This is a genomic window from Staphylococcus sp. HMSC059F04, assembly GCF_001812565.1.
Classification (GTDB): domain Bacteria; phylum Bacillota; class Bacilli; order Staphylococcales; family Staphylococcaceae; genus Staphylococcus; species Staphylococcus lugdunensis.
Map to the genome: position 1 here is coordinate 117,634 of NZ_KV809468.1, position 18,204 is coordinate 135,837.

At 34.1% G+C, this 18,204-nt stretch carries 19 protein-coding genes; 11 read left to right on the top strand and 8 right to left on the bottom strand.

Going from position 1 to position 18,204, the window contains the following annotated elements; genetic code table 11:
* Window positions 1-28: 28 nt before the first annotated feature.
* Together HMPREF2864_RS05470 and argH are read left to right on the top strand one after the other, a co-directional pair.
* Complete coding sequence (locus tag HMPREF2864_RS05470) at window positions 29-1,234, top strand: argininosuccinate synthase (protein WP_070572127.1); 1,206 nt, start codon at window positions 29-31, stop codon at window positions 1,232-1,234.
* Window positions 1,224-2,606: an argininosuccinate lyase gene (gene argH / locus HMPREF2864_RS05475; protein ID WP_070572129.1), complete on the top strand. Its 1,383-nt coding sequence runs from the start codon at window positions 1,224-1,226 to the stop codon at window positions 2,604-2,606. The genes HMPREF2864_RS05470 and argH overlap by 11 nt, the downstream gene beginning before the upstream one ends.
* Before the next feature lie 215 nt (window positions 2,607-2,821).
* Here the strand turns inward: argH and HMPREF2864_RS05480 are convergent, their stop codons facing one another.
* The 7 genes from HMPREF2864_RS05480 to HMPREF2864_RS05510 form a co-directional block, all read right to left on the bottom strand.
* Window positions 2,822-3,187, bottom strand: coding sequence for a hypothetical protein (locus tag HMPREF2864_RS05480; protein ID WP_002478440.1), 366 nt, complete (start codon window positions 3,185-3,187; stop codon window positions 2,822-2,824).
* Between the two features lie 296 nt (window positions 3,188-3,483).
* On the bottom strand, window positions 3,484-3,765 hold the full coding sequence (locus HMPREF2864_RS05485; protein ID WP_070544914.1) for a hypothetical protein: 282 nt from the start codon (window positions 3,763-3,765) through the stop codon (window positions 3,484-3,486).
* Between the two features lie 28 nt (window positions 3,766-3,793).
* Window positions 3,794-5,416: a poly(glycerol-phosphate) alpha-glucosyltransferase gene (locus HMPREF2864_RS05490; protein ID WP_070544915.1), complete on the bottom strand. Its 1,623-nt coding sequence runs from the start codon at window positions 5,414-5,416 to the stop codon at window positions 3,794-3,796.
* Between the two features lie 370 nt (window positions 5,417-5,786).
* Complete coding sequence (locus tag HMPREF2864_RS05495) at window positions 5,787-7,031, bottom strand: Glu/Leu/Phe/Val family dehydrogenase (protein WP_002459545.1); 1,245 nt, start codon at window positions 7,029-7,031, stop codon at window positions 5,787-5,789.
* A 539-nt stretch (window positions 7,032-7,570) separates the two neighbouring features.
* Window positions 7,571-8,701, bottom strand: a complete 1,131-nt coding sequence (locus HMPREF2864_RS05500) for an NADH-dependent flavin oxidoreductase (protein ID WP_002478443.1) — start codon at window positions 8,699-8,701, stop codon at window positions 7,571-7,573.
* Between the two features lie 197 nt (window positions 8,702-8,898).
* Entirely contained in the window at window positions 8,899-9,279 is a 381-nt protein-coding gene (ygs, locus tag HMPREF2864_RS05505) for a S1 domain-containing post-transcriptional regulator Ygs (protein WP_002478444.1), read from the bottom strand.
* Between the two features lie 282 nt (window positions 9,280-9,561).
* A complete protein-coding gene (locus tag HMPREF2864_RS05510) occupies window positions 9,562-10,155 on the bottom strand; it encodes a peptidylprolyl isomerase (protein ID WP_002459548.1) in 594 nt (197 codons plus the stop codon).
* 68 nt (window positions 10,156-10,223) lie between these two features.
* Between HMPREF2864_RS05510 and kapB the strand changes: the two genes are divergently transcribed.
* The 9 genes from kapB to HMPREF2864_RS05555 all read left to right on the top strand — a co-directional run bounded on the left by kapB (window position 10,224) and on the right by HMPREF2864_RS05555 (window position 17,790).
* The gene (gene kapB, locus HMPREF2864_RS05515) at window positions 10,224-10,604 is read left to right on the top strand and encodes a sporulation phosphorelay system protein KapB (protein ID WP_037544620.1); all 381 of its coding nucleotides are present in this window, start codon (window positions 10,224-10,226) and stop codon (window positions 10,602-10,604) included.
* 129 nt (window positions 10,605-10,733) lie between these two features.
* Window positions 10,734-13,151, top strand: coding sequence for a Na+/H+ antiporter subunit A (locus HMPREF2864_RS05520; protein WP_070572131.1), 2,418 nt, complete (start codon window positions 10,734-10,736; stop codon window positions 13,149-13,151).
* Window positions 13,132-13,560, top strand: a complete 429-nt coding sequence (locus HMPREF2864_RS05525) for a Na(+)/H(+) antiporter subunit B (protein WP_002459551.1) — start codon at window positions 13,132-13,134, stop codon at window positions 13,558-13,560. Before HMPREF2864_RS05520 ends, HMPREF2864_RS05525 begins: the two co-directional genes overlap by 20 nt.
* Window positions 13,560-13,907, top strand: a complete 348-nt coding sequence (mnhC1, locus tag HMPREF2864_RS05530; RefSeq protein WP_002459552.1) for a Na+/H+ antiporter Mnh1 subunit C — start codon at window positions 13,560-13,562, stop codon at window positions 13,905-13,907. The genes HMPREF2864_RS05525 and mnhC1 overlap by 1 nt, the downstream gene beginning before the upstream one ends.
* Complete coding sequence (locus HMPREF2864_RS05535; RefSeq protein ID WP_002478448.1) at window positions 13,894-15,390, top strand: Na+/H+ antiporter subunit D; 1,497 nt, start codon at window positions 13,894-13,896, stop codon at window positions 15,388-15,390. Before mnhC1 ends, HMPREF2864_RS05535 begins: the two co-directional genes overlap by 14 nt.
* 2 nt (window positions 15,391-15,392) lie before the next feature.
* A complete protein-coding gene (locus HMPREF2864_RS05540; protein WP_037543131.1) occupies window positions 15,393-15,872 on the top strand; it encodes a Na+/H+ antiporter subunit E in 480 nt (159 codons plus the stop codon).
* On the top strand, window positions 15,869-16,159 hold the full coding sequence (locus HMPREF2864_RS05545; protein WP_002459555.1) for a Na(+)/H(+) antiporter subunit F1: 291 nt from the start codon (window positions 15,869-15,871) through the stop codon (window positions 16,157-16,159). Before HMPREF2864_RS05540 ends, HMPREF2864_RS05545 begins: the two co-directional genes overlap by 4 nt.
* A complete protein-coding gene (gene mnhG1 / locus HMPREF2864_RS05550; RefSeq protein WP_002478451.1) occupies window positions 16,137-16,493 on the top strand; it encodes a Na+/H+ antiporter Mnh1 subunit G in 357 nt (118 codons plus the stop codon). The genes HMPREF2864_RS05545 and mnhG1 overlap by 23 nt, the downstream gene beginning before the upstream one ends.
* Window positions 16,494-16,620: 127 nt before the next feature.
* Entirely contained in the window at window positions 16,621-17,790 is a 1,170-nt protein-coding gene (locus HMPREF2864_RS05555; protein WP_070544917.1) for an NAD(P)-binding domain-containing protein, read from the top strand.
* A gap of 31 nt (window positions 17,791-17,821) precedes the next feature.
* On the opposite strand, the gene HMPREF2864_RS05560 is transcribed toward HMPREF2864_RS05555, so the two are convergent.
* On the bottom strand, window positions 17,822-18,196 hold the full coding sequence (locus HMPREF2864_RS05560; protein ID WP_002459558.1) for a PaaI family thioesterase: 375 nt from the start codon (window positions 18,194-18,196) through the stop codon (window positions 17,822-17,824).
* Window positions 18,197-18,204 lie beyond the last annotated feature (8 nt).

The following is an 18,204-nucleotide window of genomic DNA, read 5'->3' on the forward strand; positions in this document are numbered from 1 at the left end:
TATGAAAACAATTTGAGGTGACTATATAATGAAAGATAAAATCGTGTTAGCTTATTCTGGTGGATTAGACACTAGCGTAGCAGTTAAATGGCTTATAGATAAAGGATATGATGTTGTAGCTTGTTGTTTAGATGTCGGTAAAGGAAAAGATTTAGATACTGTACACTCTAAAGCTTTAGAAATGGGCGCAATTGAATGCCATATTATCAATGCTACGAAAGAGTTTAGTGATGACTATGTAAGCTATGCTATTAAAGGTAATTTGATGTATGAAAATAGTTATCCTCTCGTATCAGCATTATCACGACCACTCATTGCTAAAAAATTGGTAGAAATTGCTGAACAAACACAGTCAATTGGTATTGCACATGGCTGTACAGGTAAAGGAAACGATCAAGTACGTTTTGAAGTAGCGATCAAAGCTTTGAACCCTAAATTAAAAACATTTGCACCCGTGCGAGAATGGGCTTGGAGCCGTGAAGAAGAAATTGATTATGCATTGAAACACAATATTCCTGTATCTATCAATCATGATTCTCCTTATTCAATTGATCAAAATTTATGGGGCAGAGCAAATGAATGCGGTATTTTAGAAGATCCTTATGCAACGCCTCCAGAAGATGCATTTGATTTAACAACACCTATTGAAGAGACACCAGATACTGCTGATGAAATTATCCTATCATTTAAAAAAGGTATTCCAGTTAAATTGAACGATAAAGCCTATGATTTAGATGAGCTAATCTTAACTTTGAATGATCTAGCTGGGAAACATGGCATCGGTCGTATCGACCATGTAGAAAATAGACTTGTAGGTATTAAATCGAGAGAGATTTATGAAACGCCTGGTGCTGAAGTCATTTTAAAAGCACACAAAGCGCTTGAAACCATTACGCTAACAAAAGATGTGGCACATTTCAAACCGATCATTGAAAAACAATTCGCAGAGCAAACATACAACGGGTTATGGTTCTCACCTTTGACAGACAGCTTAAAAACATTCATTGATTCAACACAGCAACATGTTGAAGGAGATGTCAGAATTAAATTATTTAAAGGTAATGCCATCGTTAATGGCAGACAATCACCTTACACGCTTTATGATGAAAAATTAGCAACCTATACTAAAGAGGACGCATTCAATCAAGAAGCTGCTGTTGGCTTCATTGATATCTTTGGCTTACCAACACAAGTCAACGCCATGTTACATGGAGGCTATAGCAATGAGCAATAAAGCATGGGGTGGACGCTTCCAACAGCAACCCGAGGAATGGGTAGATGATTTTAATGCGTCCATCGATTTTGACCAAACCTTAATTGATCAAGATATTGCAGGAAGTATTGCACATGCCACAATGTTAGCAAATCAAGGTATCATCTCAACACAAGACAAAGCGGATATTATAGACGGGCTAAAAGCAATACAAGCTGATTTTCATCAGCATAAATTAACATTTAAACATTCATTGGAAGATATTGATTTAAATATTGAACATGAATTAATTGAGCGCATAGGTGCTGCAGGTGGTCGACTGCACACTGGTCGTAGTCGCAATGACCAAGTTGCAACGGATATGCATTTATATACAAAACAACAAGTTTTAGATATAACAACGTTAATTAAATCTTTCCAACAGACCATCGTTGAGCTTGCCAATCAACACGTTGATACGATAATGCCTGGATACACGCATTTACAACGTGCTCAACCTATATCTTTCGCACATCATATTATGACATATTTTTGGATGCTTGAACGTGATAAAGGACGCTTTACTGATAGCTTAAAACGTATAGATATCTCACCATTAGGTGCAGCAGCCTTAAGCGGTACAACATATCCAATTGATAGACATGAAACGAAGGACTTACTCGGATTTGCTAGCGTTTATGAAAATAGTTTAGATGCCGTTAGTGACCGTGATTATATTGTAGAAACATTGCACAATGTTTCATTAACAATGGTTCATTTATCACGCTTTGCCGAAGAAATTATTTTTTGGTCAACAGATGAAGCAAAGTTCATTACACTTGCGGATGCATTTTCAACTGGTTCCTCTATCATGCCACAGAAAAAGAATCCCGATATGGCTGAACTTATCCGTGGCAAAGTGGGACGTACAACAGGTCACTTGATGAGTATGCTTGTAACACTTAAAGGGTTACCACTAGCATACAATAAAGACATGCAAGAAGATAAAGAAGGATTATTTGATGCTTTGCATACGATCAAAGGTTCATTAAGAATATTTGAAGGTATGATTGCAACTATGACTGTTAATTCAGAACGCTTAGCACAAACAGTTACACAAGATTTTTCAAATGCAACAGAGTTAGCTGACTATTTAGTTACTAAAAACGTCCCATTTAGAACTGCACATGAAATCGTTGGAAAAATAGTATTTGAATGTATACAACAAGGTATTTACCTCCTAGATGTCTCACTAGAACGCTACCAGGCTTATGACGCACGCATTGAAGCAGATATCTATGACTACCTTAAACCAGCAAATTGCTTACAACGTCGCCAAAGCTATGGTTCTACGGGACCTGATGCAGTTAAACATCAACTTAAAGTAGCGCAAGCATTACTCGATGAATCATAAATCATTCATTAAAAATTGATTTCATTTTATAATGATTTCTTTTGGTTCTATAATAAATCGGACTGGTGATATAAAACACTAGTTCGATTTTTAAATTTTGAATAGAAAAATAGTGCAATTACCTCTATAATAATTAGCCTATTGGTTATTCGACCTACTTGCAGATAATCACTAATTTAAGCTGTAACATAAATATACATTTACCATAAAACTGCCTAAGACTTATCATCTTTTGGTGTGATTGTATAAGTAATTGCTATCGTTACCAGTATGATGATATGACTGATTATTCCTAAAAATATGGCATAACCAGATGCATAGAACGGTTTAAAATACCCTGATGTTTCATACAAATTCATAAAAACATGCGTACAAATGAAAGATATTACTATACCTATTGTTCTAATCATAAATGTTGAGACATAGCTCTTAAAGCTTTTAATAAACATTCCGAGAGCAATAGATATTATAACTAGCGGAATATATCCCCACATCACTTTATAATGATAATCTATAATTAAACCAAAATAATCTATTGGAAGAATGGATAGTAAGTAGATGGATAATTTAAATTTATTCACTGGTATGGTTCTCCTTTAACATGTGATGATTTCAAATAAAGTATTATTAATTATCTTTACGTAATATATTATATCTGCTAAGTTTTAAAATTTTATGAAGAATCGACATGCGTTTGTATTTAAACTTTGTTATTTACAGTAATATTTTATTGTGATAACTATGCTATTAATTTCTAATCATTTTTATAAAAAAACTTTCGCTAAGTTCACATTAAATCAATTTAGCGAAAGTGTTAGGTATCCTTCTCACAACAAGTCTTATTACAATAACGCATGAGATATACATTCTTATAATATTAACTAAAATATAGCAGCAGCGCATTAATATCAATATACATAAAATGTTTGCCCATTTTAAATAAGTATAGTAAAACAATAATCAGTAAAACAACAAACATTGCCGATTTGTATTTTTTCTTTTCCTGCTTCTCTTCTTTTTCATTAGTTTTATCCCTATTTAAATACTCCAGTAATTCTGCTTCTATTTCTTTATCTATTTTTGATTTGTTGTCTTCATAATCTTTACTGTGTTTTTCAGGAACTTTATTGTCATTCTTTTGATTATCCTTTCGAGTCATATCTTATACTCCTTTTTACCTACAAAACTTACGCCTTAAATACTTTCTGATATTGCACGTACCCTGACACATAATGTTCTATATCATCAATTCTTACACGATAACCATGATGTTTAATAAAGAAACTATTTAAAATGCGACCTGGCTTTTTAAAATACATCGCAATTTCAGGATAAAAGAAACCCGTGCGTTCATAATCTGCCCTTGTATGGATCGTATCAATAAATTTATCTTCGTCTAACCATTCTGCAACCAAATCATCATATCCCGAAGCTTTAGCCTTTTCAACTAAATGATATGTGGCCATCATCATTTCTAAAAACGTAGGGTATGTTGTTTCCCTCTGTTTAATATAATCCAAGTGAGAACTAACGTTTTGAATTCCAAAACGGTAATACTTTTCTTCCGATGAAATTTGAACTAACTCATTTGTGCAATAGCCTAACCAATGGTCATGATATTTCCAATAATCATTAGCAATAAAATACTCAAATAATATTTTTACCGTTTTTAACCATTGCGGCTGCTGATCGATTTGATATAACCGTAATAGCGCAAGTGCTGCTTCTCCATCATAATATACAATACGATATTTTTCTTTTACAGTTAAATCTGGATAATTTAAAATATGTACCGTTTCGCCTGTCGTCTGATTAATCATTTTTAACATACCTTGAGCAACTTGCTGCGCTACATTTAAATAACGTTTATTAAATTGTCCATATTTTAAATATTCACATACAGCAAAAATAAATGACGCATTTTGACCTAATTTAATTTCATTGATATCATTCGTACCATCAAAAACAAACATTGCTCCTGAGTTATCTTTGCATAAACAATAATCAATAATATAGTCAATTGCTTTCTCTGTTGATGTAATATCTTTCTGTTGATATGCTAAACCTTCAATTAATGCATACGTTGAGGAAGCGTGTCTAAGTACGTTATAAAAATTAATCGTTTTATCAAAATGTGGAAAATAACCATAAATATAGCGTCCATTCGGCATTAACATATTTTGTAAAAAGTCAGAACTCTTATCTATTAACTTATCAATTTCTGTATGTAAATTATTAACTATACGTAAGTTTTTTTGATATCCTCTTCCATGTAATTGATAAATACCTTCACCATCATATATAAACCCTTGTGTATAAAACTTCGTTACATTTTTATCTTTGTAAAATTCATAGCTAAAACCTTTTTTATGTGTCGTATATTTTTTAAGATAATTATTAATATTTTCTTCGGATAAAAATAAAGTGTTCGTACCTTTTTTAGGTCTAACAAATGCATTGGCATTAATTTCTTCTGGTAAAAAAGTTAAATTCCAATAATTATCCATTGCAATACCAAAATCAATATAATTTCTACGAGTAGTTATCAATTCTTCAGCTACATTATCAAAACGAATGGTTTGTGTATCAGTAACGATATCCAATTTTATCCATTGCGGGTAACTACCTGCTTGTTTCTTAAATTTTTGGCATCGCTTCATAACATCACGTTCAAGATTACGCTTATTTTTTAATAATTTGACTTGCGCTTTAATATTGGGTTTGCCCAAACTCACAAATATTTTATCAAATTCAGGATAGAAATTGTTGACTTGATCAACTAAGTCTTGAATTTTACTTTCTATATTCATAGGCTTTCTCCTTTAATAATAGGTTAACTTTACTTTACAAATATTTTATTTTTTCTGCAAATTTTCAATCAATTATAAAAAAGGACGGACAGACGCCCGACCTTTCTGTAAAATATAATTAATTTTCTTTACGATTTTTATGACGTTTGCTGAATAATAATAAGGAAAGCAATGATATCAAACCAAAATTAATTTATAATTCGAACACCATCGTAGGGCTACATCTTATCACCCTAAAATGATAACGATCTGTATATTATCTAATACATAAGAGAAAAGACAATTTCTATTAAAATTATTTGATAGAAATTGTCTTTTTTACATTGTTTAAGAACTTAATATCCTAGACCCTAAAAATTATTATTGTATTTTATGCCCAACCACGATAACGAGCAGCTTCGGCAGTACGCTTAATACCGACAATATATGCTGCTAATCTCATATCAATTCTTCTATTTTGAGATAATTCATATATTGTATCAAAGGCTTCAACTAATTTTTCACGTAATTTTTCATTAACTTCTTCTTCTGACCAATAGTAGCCTTGGTTATTTTGCACCCATTCAAAGTATGATACCGTTACGCCACCAGCACTTGCAAGCACATCTGGTACTAGTAAAATACCTCTTTCTGTTAGAATACGTGTTGCTTCAGGTGTCGTTGGTCCATTAGCTGCCTCAACAACAATATCAGCTTTAATATCATGTGCGTTATCTTCAGTAATTTGATTTGAGATTGCTGCTGGAACTAAAATATCACAATCTATTTCAAATAGCTCTTTATTCGAAATCGTATCTTCAAATAAATTTGTTACAGTACCGAAACTATCTCGACGATCTAATAAGTAATCAATATCTAGTCCATTAGGATCGTGTAATGCGCCATATGCATCAGATATACCTACAATTTTAGCACCCATATCGTATAGGAATTTTGCTAAAAAGCTACCTGCGTTTCCAAAGCCTTGAATCACTACTTTAGATCCTTCGATTTGACGTCCTCTTCGTTTAGCTGCTTGTTCAATAGCTATAACAACACCCAAGGCAGTAGAACGATCACGACCTTGTGAACCGCCTAAGACAATTGGTTTTCCTGTAATGAAACCAGGTGAATTGAATTTATCTAATGCGCTATATTCGTCCATCATCCATGCCATAATTTGTGAATTTGTAAATACATCAGGTGCTGGAATATCTTTAGTCGGTCCCACAAATTGTGAAATTGCTCTTACATAGCCACGAGATAATCTTTCAACTTCATGAATACTCATCTCACGTGGATCACACACAATACCACCTTTACCACCGCCGTATGGTAAGTTGACAATGCCACATTTTAAGGTCATCCACATAGATAAAGCTTTTACTTCCTCTTCATCTACTTCAGGATGAAATCTTACGCCACCTTTTGTTGGCCCAACTGCATCATTATGTTGTGCACGATAACCAGTAAATGTTTTTACAGTTCCGTCGTCCATTCTTACTGGAATACGCACTTCTAAAAATCTTAATGGTTCTTTAATTAAATCGTACATACCATCATCAAAACCTAATTTATGTAATGCCTCTTTAATAATACTTTGTGTAGAAGTTACTAAATTATTAGTCTCAGTCATGATCCTCTTCGCCTCTTTTTAACTAATGATTTCGCTTTCATAAACATTGTAACAATATGTCTTATGTTTTTAAAGGGGTTTCATACTAAATGTTACAATTTTTTGAACAGCCTTTAGTACTACCATTACAGTATGCCTAGCAATTTGTATAAACATCATATCAAAACTTTATATCCCAATGTTTGATTGCCGAATTAAACATTGTGTCACAATAATTTAATCAATTTTACATCATACAAATAAATCAAAACAACTCCTTTATATAAATAAAAGAGTTGTTTTGTAAGCCCTTACATTTATAATGCCACAACCCACCAACAAAATACAAGCCCAATTTAAGACGACACTCCAATAAAAAGGAGCAGAACATAATTCATTATGAATTCGTAGTCCGCCCCGGTAAGGTTGACTAGGATTGAATAAAGCTGAGTATAAGCGTATTTTCAATCCAGTCAACTACTGCCAATATTTGGTACAGAATATAATAGAGACATGTACTGTGTGTTTCTTTTAGTCCCGCTAGCTCGTGTTAATGACCTCTAATTCTCATCTGTTCTTGGTAGTGGATAAAAGCCATTATTAAATTTTTTCCACAAGTTCGGTGGTAATTCATAATGATCTTGTCGTGTTGAATCAAATGTAGAAATAATATCTTGCTCTTTGCCTTTTTCGATTTTTGAAATAAATTGATAATCGAGTGCAAGTTCACGTCCTAAAGCCACTAATTCGATATCTGCTGTTTCAACTGCATCTAATGCTTGGTCAGCCGTGAATATAGAGCCTATTCCAATCAATGGCATGCGACCATCTATCCATCTATGGATGAGTGGTAAGCGTTCTTGACCAGCGTATTTACCTTCTCGTGTTTCACCATGTACATGCATTGTTGATATATGAATGTAATCAATAGGTTGTTCTGCCAAAAGTTCAACCAATTGCTGAGTGATTTCCATTGTAATTCCTGGCGATTCTTGTTCTTCTGGTGATAAACGATATCCAACAATAAAGTCATCACTTGCATATTTTTGCTTTGCTTGAAGTACTTCTTGAACGACAGCTAGTGGAAATTTCATTGAATCTGCCCATTCATCATTGCGTCTATTATAGTATGGAGAAACAAATTGATGAATAAGATAATGGTTAGCTCCGTGAATCTCAACGCCATCAAATCCCGCTTCAATCACACGACGTGTTGCTTCACCAAAATCTTTAATCGTTTGTTCAATTTCTTCTGGTGTTATCTCTCGCGCGTGATGTTCTTGCTGCTCTCCAAAACTTTTCATTGAAATTGGACTAGGAGCTACAACATCACCATTAGGAGTCAAGTTTGGCAATGACTGTGCACCACCGTGATGTATTTGAACTAACGCCTTTGCGCCGTGTTTTTTCATCACTTTTGCTAAACGCTTTAAACCATCGATATCGGAATCATGTGCGACTGAAGGTTGACCTGGAAACGCTTTACCAAGATCATTAACATTACTTGCTGCATTAATCGCTAGACCAACATCTTTAGAACGCGTTTCACTAAATGTTATTTCACTTTCAGAAATTGTACCATCATCATTTGAAGTATTGTGTGTCATAGGTGCCAAAACAAATCGATTTTTTAGTTCAACACCGTTCGGTAGTTTAACTTTCTCAAATAACTTCGCATATTTTTTATTCATTGCAAATTTTCCTCCTTAATTTTGCACAAACTATAGCATGTGAACAACTTTAGTTCTAATTATTTGCTTGTTAATACATGTTGACATCCACTTTTTTTCTTCCCGAAAAACTAAATATCAATCATTTGTGAATTTTTATATAAAAAAACTAACGTTCCTTTTAATCAGCAACGTTAGTTTGACGTGTTCACAGTCATTCAATTGTTATGCATCGCACGTTTTGACTGTTTAATCCAGACCGGTAGGCGTTCTTCAAGCGTTTGAAACCCATACTTTTCTGTCTCTCTTATTTCATCCAAAACGGATTGTTTTTCTTTTTTACGTTCATAGTTTTTAAAGTAATCATTATCTTTAAGGGACAAATTAAGCTTTCCTTCATCATCAATTGATAAAATTTTAGCTTTAACTACCTGTCCCTCTGACAGAAATTTCTTTAAATTGTGGACATAGTCATCCATAATCTCTGAAATATGAATAAGTCCTTCAGTATGGTCAGGGGTCTCAACAAATGCGCCATAAGGTTGAATACCAGTCACACGTACCTTAATATGTTGACCTGCTCTATAGTGATTATTCAACGTGATAACCCCTTATATCTATTTTACTTAACATAATAATAGCACAAAACGATAATGTGGACTAATAATATTGTTAGGAACAGAGAAATCATGTAGTTTATAGACTAATTAAAAACCATGCAACTGATAACAATCAATCTACATGGTTTTAATTCTTGTTAAATCATATATTCTATTTATAAAAGTAGTGCTTGGGCTACCTATTAAATCCCAAAAAGCAACAACTCATACAGCTAAATATTTAAATCCTTGTTGGTCGTGATTATATCGCGTTCTTAGTTCTTATTCTGCTACATCGATACCTTCAATAACAACATCATGTACAGGTTTATCTTGAGGACCTACTTTAGTATTAGCGATATCTTCTAATGTAGTGTCTCCTTCAATGAGTTGTCCGAAAACCGTATGCTTTTGATCCAACCATGGTGTACCGCCATTTTCTTTATAAGCTTGAGCGATTTCTTCAGGCCAGCCACCATCAACAAGTTGACTAATCATTGATTCTGGGATGTCTTTCATTTGTACAACAAAAAATTGTGACCCATTTGTATTTGGACCAGCATTGGCCATTGACAAAGCGCCATATAAGTTAAATGCTTCTAATGAAAATTCATCTTCAAAAGCACTTCCATATATGCTTTCTCCACCCATACCAGTTGCTGTAGGGTCACCACCTTGAATCATAAAGTCATTAATCACACGGTGGAATGTAACACCATCATAATAGCCATTTTTCGCATGTGTCACAAAATTTTCAACTGTTTTTGGAGCAATATCTGGGAATAATTTAAACGTCATGTCACCTTTATTTGTATGCATGATTACTTTAATTTCATTATCTTGTATTTCTTTATTTAACTGTGGATAGTTAGCCATTTCAATTCTCCATTCATGTTATGATGATATACATATATACTAACATATTTGAAAGGAAGTCATATAACATGTTACATCGATTTTCACATAAAACTGGGACTTATGGCGTCTCCATTGTAGAACAGCATGGTGATGAGGTTCTTGTTCAAATTGAGCAAGTGATTAAACATCCAAAACAAGGTGATTTACATCATCCCAAAGCTACAGAAGGCGTGTTCTTTCACGAGCGTAAAGCGCTAAGCCACTTTGAAAAGCGTTATGCTAAGCAATCACAATTACGGGAATTTAATGTTGAACGTATGTCTTATAAAACATCATTGCAACAAGCACTCTCCGCATTAGAAGATTCACTTAAAGAACAAAATGATGATTATGCACAGCGCGCATTAGAAAATTTGTCACGCATAAAAGAGGATTATACCCTTCAATATAAACAAAATTTTTACTAAAAAAACGTGTTTCTTCTTATTTAAAAGTCTCGATAAATGTAAGCATAGTAGTGATTGTCACGTTTTTCAGAACAATATGATTCATGTATAATGAATAACATAAACAAATTTTTAAAGGAGGACAATATAATGAGTTGGTTACATATTGCGGTTATATTACCGTTAATATTTGCACTCATTATTCCAATCCTATATCGATTCGTACCACGTATCCATTTAGGATGGTTTGTATTACCTGTCCCTATCGTCTTATTTATTTATTTTTTAACCTACATACCAATTACGACGTCAGGTAATACGATAATGAGAACTTTAAACTGGATTCCTCATATCGGAATGAACTTTGACCTTTATATAGATGGCTTAGGTTTATTGTTTAGCTTATTAATTACAGGGATTGGTAGTTTAGTCGTACTTTATTCGATTGGATACTTAAGTAAGCAAGAACAACTTGGAAACTTTTACTGTTATTTATTATTATTTATGGGTGCGATGTTAGGTGTTGTCATCTCAGATAATATGATTATGTTGTACTTATTCTGGGAGCTAACGTCTTTTTCCAGTTTCTTACTGATTTCCTTTTGGAGAACACGTCAAGCTTCCATTTATGGTGCACAAAAGTCACTAATCATTACAGTATTAGGCGGCTTATCTTTACTCGGTGGTTTTATTCTATTAGGTATTGCTGGAAATAGTTTTAGTATTAAGCAATTATTTGAAAATACCATTGAAATTCAAAATAGCCCAATATTTAATCTTGCGATGGTTTTAGTTTTAATTGGAGCTTTCACCAAATCTGCACAGGTACCTTTTTATATTTGGTTACCAGATGCTATGGAGGCGCCAACACCAGTAAGTGCTTACTTACATTCTGCAACCATGGTTAAAGCAGGATTATATCTAGTGGCGCGTATGACACCATTGTTTGCTGTATCTCAAGGTTGGATTTGGACCGTGACACTCGTCGGTCTAATCACTCTATTTTGGGCTTCTTTAAATGCAACTAAACAAACTGATTTAAAGGGTATTCTTGCATTTTCAACCGTCTCTCAGTTAGGCATGATTATGTCAATGCTGGGTATTGGCGCAGTAAGCTATCATTTCGAAGGCGCTGATAGCCAGCTCTATATTGCAGCTTATACTGCAGCAATGTTCCATTTAATTAATCATGCGACATTTAAAGGTGCCTTATTTATGGTGACAGGAGCGATTGATCACGAAACTGGTACGCGTGATATCAATAAGCTAGGTGGTTTATTGACTATCATGCCGATGACCTTTACGCTTACGATTATTTCAGCATTAAGTATGGCAGGCATTCCACCGTTTAATGGTTTCTTGTCAAAAGAATCATTTATAGATGCTATGCTTTCGGTAACACATGCAAATATTTTTAGCTTAAACACATTAGGTATGATTTTCCCAATCATGGCTATTGCTGGAAGTATCTTTACCTTTGTCTACGCTATTAAATTTGTCATGCACATCTTTTTTGGCAAACATCGTCCAGATCGTTTGCCAAAACAAGCACATGAAGCACCAATTCTCATGCTTGTGTCACCTACTATTTTAGCGATTCTAGTGATTGCCCTTGGTTTATTCCCTGGATGGACATCACAAGCACTTGTTGCACCTGCAGCACAAGCAATCAGTCAGTCATCAAATGTAGTAGCAGAATTTGAACTATTTCACGGTCTGACCCTAGCTTTCATCTCTACGTTAGTGATTTATGCTTTAGGAATTGTCTTTATTTTAACGTTTACTTACTGGGTTAAACTATTGCAAGCTCACCCTCAACGGCTAACGTTCAATTATTGGTATAATCGTTCGGGCATGCTTTTACCTAACTATTCTAAGGCAATGACAAGTAGTTATGTAGATGGTTTCTCACGTAATCATTTAGTTATTATCTTCAGTGCTTTATTAGTCATCACTATCGCTACACTGTCAAGTGTGCCTTTCCACTTTGACTTTAAAGACGTAAATCGTATTAGAATCTTTGAAGCAGCTATTATTGTATTGCTTGTTGTTGCTGCGTTTATGGTCGTCTTAGCTAAGTCTAGACTCTTTAGTATTATCATGTTGAGTGTCATTGGCTATGCCGTATCGGTACTATTTGTCTTCTTTAAAGCACCTGATTTAGCTTTAACTCAATTTGTTGTTGAGTCAATCTCAACTGCATTATTTTTACTATGTTTCTATTATTTGCCTAACTTAAACCGTTATAACGAGACGCGATCATTTAAAGTAACGAATGCTTTGATATCTGCTGGCGTAGGACTTGTTGTTATCATTTTAGGTTTGATTGCCTATGGTAATCGCCATTTCACTTCAATAGCTGAGTACTATAAAGCGCATGTGTATGATCTAGCTCATGGTAAAAACATGGTCAACGTCATCCTCGTCGATTTCCGTGGTATGGACACTTTATTTGAATCGTCTGTACTTGGTATTGCAGGTTTAGGCGTATATACAATGATTAAATTAAAAAACAAGCATAAAGCCAATTCAAGTGAGGTGAAGCGTTATGAACAGACAGAAAAATAATTTAATGTTACAGTATGCTGCTGTCATTATCGCTTTGTTAATTTCACTTTTTGCTGTCACATTATTTTTAGCAGGTCATTATACACCTGGTGGTGGCTTTGTCGGTGGTTTATTAATCTCAAGCGCTTTAGTAATTATTACCATTGCTTTTGATATCAAAACAATGCGTCGTATCTTCCCTTGGGATTTTAAAATTTTGATTGGTATAGGTCTTGTCTTTTGTGTAACAACACCTATTGCAAGTTGGTTATATGGCGAAAATTTCTTTACACATACTGAATTTAATGTTCCCTTACCATTGCTTGCACCTATGCATATGAATACACCTATGTTCTTTGACTTTGGTGTGTTATGTGCCGTAGTTGGTACCGTAATGACGATTATTATAACGATTGGAGAGAATGACTAATGGAAATTATCATGATTATTGTCTGTGGCATATTAACTGCCATCAGTGTCTATCTCATCTTATCTAAAAGTCTTATTCGCATTATTATGGGAACAACAATTATCACACATGCCTCAAATCTCTTTTTAATCACAATGGGTGGTTTAAAAAATGGTGAAATGCCTATTTATGAAAAAGGTATCTCTCATTATGTTGACCCTATACCACATGCTTTAATTTTAACGGCGATTGTCATCGCCTTTGCAACAACAGCCTTTTTCTTAGTGCTTGCATTTCGCAGTTATAAAGAATTAGGCACTGATAATGTCGAACGTATGAAAGGAGCTCCTGAAGATGCTAGAAAGTAATTTATTAGTGGTAGCCATTATCGTGCCAATGATTACAGCGATTATACTAGTATTCTTAGGTAAGCGTCCTGTTATCAAACGTTATGTGGCTCTTATTGGATGTGTGTTAACGTTAGTAGCTGCGATTGTTAACTTTAATCATGTGGCACAACATGGTCCAATTAAAGTTGAACTCGGCTCATGGTCGGCACCATATGGCATTGTTTTTACTTTAGATTTATTTAGTGCCATGTTAATCATTACCAGCATTGTAATTACAATGCTAATTATTTCATTTTCAATTCCTACATCTGGCATACATAGAGAAACGTATTATTATTACTTCTCTATTATGTTTATGTTGACTGGTATTATAGGCGCATTTACTACCGGAGATATTTTTAACTTATTTGTCTTTTTCGAAGTATTTTTAATGTCTTCTTATTGCTTACTCGTGCTCGGTAGTACGCAAGTTCAATTGAGAGAAACGGTTAAATATTTACTCATTAACGTTGTATCTTCTACATTTTTTGTTATCGCAGTAGCAATTCTTTATTCTATTGTGGGAACGTTAAATATGGCAGATATCAGTCAAAAACTAGCACAACTATCAAACACTGAAAGCGGATTAGTTAGCATTGTCTTTATTTTATTCTTCTTTGTTTTTGCAACAAAGGCTGGTGCCTTTCCAATGTATGTATGGTTACCTGGTTCATATTATGCACCTCCATTTGCTATTATTGCTTTTTTTGGTGCATTGTTAACTAAAGTCGGCGTATACGCGATTGCTAGAACTTTGAGTTTATTTTTCCAAGATACCGTTGGCTTCTCACACTATCTTGTCTTATTCTTTGCATTACTAACAATTATATTTGGCTGTGTAGGTGCGATTGCATTTAATGATACGAAAAAGATCATTATTTACAATATTATGATTGCTATAGGCGTGATTCTGGTGGGTGTTGCCTTAATGACACAAACTGGTATGATGGGCGCAATATATTACACTTTACATGATATGTTGGTCAAAACTGCCCTGTTTTTATTAATTGGAGTAATGTATCAAATCACTAAAACTACAGATTTAAATCAATTTGGTGGTTTAATAAAGTCTTATCCTGTTTTAGGATGGACATTCTTTATAGCCGCACTTAGTCTAGCGGGTATACCACCATTAAGTGGTTTTTATGGTAAGTTATTAATTGTAAAGTCTACATTTGAAGAAGGTTTCTATATCAGTGGTATCGTTGTATTACTATCAAGTTTAGTCGTATTATATTCCGTTATGCGTATTTTCTTAAAAGGATTCTTCGGTGAGGCATATGGCTATAACATAGCATCAAATCAACAAATTACCACGATTACAATCATTTCAATTGTTGCTGTTACCATTACAGTTGTTTTTGGATTATCGGCAGAGGTGCTTTATCCTTATGTTAAGGAAGCTGCAATGACTTATACAGATCCTAGTATTTATATTAAAAGTGTATTGGGGGGTAAATGATGATTGCATTTCAATTTATTGTTAATTTGATTCTTTCTGTTATCTGGCTTTTATTAACTGGTAGCTATACCCTCAATAATTTCGTCCTTGGATTAATTCTTGGTGCCCTATTCGTATTTTTATTTTCAAAAGTATTACCGCAACATTTTTATTTATATCGCGTATATAAAATTATAAAATTAGCCGTAGTCTTTTTGATTGAATTAATTAAAGCAAATATTGATGTATTAAAGATCATTTTACGGCCTAAAATCAATAATCATCCTGGATTCTTTGTATATAACACAGACTTAAAAACAGATTGGCAAATCGTCTTATTATCTAACCTTATTACGTTGACACCAGGAACTGTCGTCCTTGGTATTAGTGACGACCGCACTAAAATCTATATTCATGCCATTGACTTTAGTACTAAAGAAGAAGAAGTCGCTAGTATTAAATCATCATTGGAAAAAGTAGTTAGAGAGGTGGGGAACGAATGATTCATATCATTATGATGATTGCTTTAATCATTGTCGCTTTATCAATGATTGCAATGTTTATTAGGGTCATTTTAGGCCCCTCTCTCGCTGATAGAATTGTTGCACTAGATGCGATTGGCCTGCAATTAATGGCCTGCATCGCACTTTACAGTATTTTTATGGGGGCAGAGTATTTATTAGTAGCAATTTTACTCGTTGCCATACTTGCATTTTTAGGTACAGCTGTATTTAGTAAATTTATTGATAAAGGTAAGGTGATTGACCGTGATAACGACGATCATCAATAGTATCGCTGTAATATTTGTTATTTTAGGTGCATTGATAAGTGCGTTTGCAGCCATTGGCATTATTCGTCTCGAAGATGTCTACTCACGCGCACATGCTGCGGGTAAAGCAGCAACACTTGGTGCCATGTTCTTACTATTTGGTACGTTTTTATATTTTTACGCCACGAAAGGTTATCCAAATATGCAACTACTATTAGGTATTATCTTTGTCTTTATAACTGGTCCCCTTTCAAGTCATATGATTATGAAAGCAGCTTATAATATTAAAACGCCATACACTAAGAACACTAAAATAGATGAAATTAATGATGATTTAAAAGATAAAAAATTATAACGTTAGGGAGCGGAACTACGAATTCATAATGAATTCTGTTCCGGCCCCTTTTTTGTTGCATTTATTTTGTTAAACATGCTATTATAAATCGTAACTATTGCGTTTTATAATAGAAAGTAGTGATTATATGCATTGGACAATTATTGGTGGCGGTCTTCAAGGAACCACAATTGCTATTAAGTTAAGACATCATGGCTTACCACTTGAAAATTTAACGATTATTGACCCATATGCTTCATTATGTGAACAGTTTAATCAATTTAGCCAGCGTATTCGCATGCCTTTTTTAAGGTCTCCGTTTGTACACCATTGTCATCCAAATCCATTTCATTTAAAACAATTTGCGAAATACCATCAGTATACGGGCGCGACTTATGGTAAATATAAACGTCCTCAACGTGACATGTTTATGGATCATACACATCAACAAATTCATGATTACAATCTTAATATGTGCCATCGCCAAGGCAAGGTTAGTCACATACGTAAACAGCAATCACAATGGCAGCTTGAACTACAAGATGGCACACTTTTTAATACAGATTGTGTGGTATTAGCCAATGGTTGCAATCATCAGCCGTACATTCCTGACATCTTTCAACAGCAACCAGATATCACACATATTTTTCAAACTAATATCGACGAAACAATTTATCAACATACCTCTCATGTTGTCGGTAGTGGTATTTCTGCTGCACATTTAACATTAAAATTAATTGATTTACAGCCAGATAATACGATTCATTTATGGATGAATAAGCAATTTGAAATACATGATTTTGACGCTGATCCTGGATGGCTCGGTCCTAAAAATATGAACCGGTTCTTACAAATTGAATCATCACAAAAACGTATGGCTATCATAAACCAAGAACGACATAAGGGTTCATTACCACATGAATTATATTTACGCCTTAAAAAATATGTATCTGAAGGTCGACTTATCATCCATCAGTCACCTATTAAACACATATCGGATCATCATTGTTATACGGAACAGGAGCAGCATCCATATAACCATATTTTATTAGCTACTGGTTTTAAGCCTACTTTGCTTCAACAGCCTATGGTTAAAAACTTGATTCAACAAGAACAAGCACCTATAACCATGAGTGGATTCCCTCAAATAACTTCAGAATTAGAGTGGTTACCACAATTATTTGTTGCTGGTGGATTAGCAGATTTAGAATTAGGCCCATTCGCTAGAAACATTATGGGTGGGCGTGATGCCGCAGAACGCATATATCAGGCATATCAACGTCTAACTCAAAAACCCTATAAAAGAGGAAGCGCATAATAACGCTTCCTCTTTTATAGGGGAAATTTTGTTACTTTATTGACTTGATTGCGATTGTACCACGCATAACACTAATAAGTTGTGCTTTGTCATCTGTAATTTTAATATCCCAAACTTGTGTTGTACTACCTTGGTGCAATATTGTAGCCGTGGCATAGACATAACCATCACGTGTAGATTTAATATGATTGGCATTCATCTCTAAACCAAGTGGAATGAATTTTTGGTTATCAATTAAATTAGCCGCACCAAGTGAACAGGCTGTTTCACCAAGTGCTAGGCTTGCGCCTCCATGTAAATATCCAAAAGGTTGTTTCACTTTATCACTCACTGGCATAGACAATACAACCTTGCCCTCTTGTTCGGACTCAATCTTCATATCCAATGTTTCTAATAAATTAGTCATATGAGACA

Bases quoted from the DNA above. Each gene is read 5' to 3' on its own strand.
- HMPREF2864_RS05470 (WP_070572127.1), top strand. From the start codon at position 29: ATGAAAGATAAAATCGTGTTAGCTTATTCTGGTGGATTAGACACTAGC.
- argH (WP_070572129.1), top strand. From the start codon at position 1,224: ATGAGCAATAAAGCATGGGGTGGACGCTTCCAACAGCAACCCGAGGAA.
- HMPREF2864_RS05485 (WP_070544914.1), bottom strand. From the start codon at position 3,765: ATGACTCGAAAGGATAATCAAAAGAATGACAATAAAGTTCCTGAAAAA.
- HMPREF2864_RS05490 (WP_070544915.1), bottom strand. From the start codon at position 5,416: ATGAATATAGAAAGTAAAATTCAAGACTTAGTTGATCAAGTCAACAAT.
- HMPREF2864_RS05495 (WP_002459545.1), bottom strand. From the start codon at position 7,031: ATGACTGAGACTAATAATTTAGTAACTTCTACACAAAGTATTATTAAA.
- HMPREF2864_RS05500 (WP_002478443.1), bottom strand. From the start codon at position 8,701: ATGAATAAAAAATATGCGAAGTTATTTGAGAAAGTTAAACTACCGAAC.
- HMPREF2864_RS05510 (WP_002459548.1), bottom strand. From the start codon at position 10,155: ATGGCTAACTATCCACAGTTAAATAAAGAAATACAAGATAATGAAATT.
- kapB (WP_037544620.1), top strand. From the start codon at position 10,224: ATGTTACATCGATTTTCACATAAAACTGGGACTTATGGCGTCTCCATT.
- HMPREF2864_RS05520 (WP_070572131.1), top strand. From the start codon at position 10,734: ATGAGTTGGTTACATATTGCGGTTATATTACCGTTAATATTTGCACTC.
- HMPREF2864_RS05525 (WP_002459551.1), top strand. From the start codon at position 13,132: ATGAACAGACAGAAAAATAATTTAATGTTACAGTATGCTGCTGTCATT.
- mnhC1 (WP_002459552.1), top strand. From the start codon at position 13,560: ATGGAAATTATCATGATTATTGTCTGTGGCATATTAACTGCCATCAGT.
- HMPREF2864_RS05535 (WP_002478448.1), top strand. From the start codon at position 13,894: ATGCTAGAAAGTAATTTATTAGTGGTAGCCATTATCGTGCCAATGATT.
- HMPREF2864_RS05545 (WP_002459555.1), top strand. From the start codon at position 15,869: ATGATTCATATCATTATGATGATTGCTTTAATCATTGTCGCTTTATCA.
- HMPREF2864_RS05555 (WP_070544917.1), top strand. From the start codon at position 16,621: ATGCATTGGACAATTATTGGTGGCGGTCTTCAAGGAACCACAATTGCT.
- HMPREF2864_RS05560 (WP_002459558.1), bottom strand. From the start codon at position 18,196: ATGACTAATTTATTAGAAACATTGGATATGAAGATTGAGTCCGAACAA.